The sequence below is a fragment of the Vibrio sp. 1288 genome, assembly GCF_033344475.1.
This window is the reverse complement of sequence record NZ_JAWPOX010000392.1, coordinates 1-771: the sequence shown is the minus strand read 5'-3', so window position 1 is coordinate 771 and position 771 is coordinate 1. Positions and strand designations below refer to the sequence as shown.

Annotated in this window: 2 protein-coding genes; both read right to left on the bottom strand. The window is 44.2% G+C overall.

The genetic code is table 11. From position 1 onward, the window contains the following. Positions 1-209 (bottom strand): PAAR domain-containing protein (locus R8O11_RS26975; RefSeq protein ID WP_318194845.1); only part of this gene is annotated, 209 nt, incomplete at its 3' end. Positions 210-222: 13 nt separating this feature from the next. Then, positions 223-771 (bottom strand): bacteriophage T4 gp5 trimerisation domain-containing protein (locus R8O11_RS26970; RefSeq protein WP_318194844.1); only part of this gene is annotated, 549 nt, incomplete at its 5' end.

The window sequence follows — 771 nt, the reverse complement described above, 5'->3', positions numbered from 1 at the left end:
TTACCATTAATCTTAACGCTAGAAGACCCCGCAGATATGCTGTCAGGCGGCCCGATACAAACGAGTTTGTCACCTTTTCTCGCGGCAGGGATGCCTCCTATTTTTACATTTGGAGAACCCATAACAACAGGACCTCCAACATGAGGGATCTTGCCTGTTTTCTTTGGACAAAGGTGAAAACTTCCAATCACTGCTGCTGGTTTACCCATTCTCAGTTCCCTCTTAATTCAAAGAGATTTGTCCTGCTTTCAATGCGATTGCAGAGCCATTGATAGAAATCTTGTTGCCCTTAATGTTGATTTCGCCAGAACTCGACATTTGAATTGAGGCTCCACCGACTTTAATTTCAATACTTTTCCCTGCATTGAGGGACAACACTTTTCCAGTGTCAGAGGTATAGTTCTCTCCCACTTTTAACATCGCATTTTTTCCAACGTCTTGAGTGACATCGTTGGTTACTTTCTCAACTTTATTGTTCTCAACCACAATATCTACGCAGTCTTCGACTAACATTTGGAACAACTTTTCTGCGTGAAGGTAAATGTGTTCTTCGCCAGGTTTATCTTCAAAGCGTAACTCGTTGAAATTGGCGTTTCCTTTTTGAACTGAGCGGGACTTAAAACCGCTTTGAGAACTTTTCTCTGGAAGAGAATACGGGGGCAACTGGCTCCCGTTATACAGCGCACCCGTGACAATAGGTTGATCTGGGTCGCCATTCACAAACTCTACGATAACCTCTTGCCCTACCCGAGGATGAAACACCGCACCCCA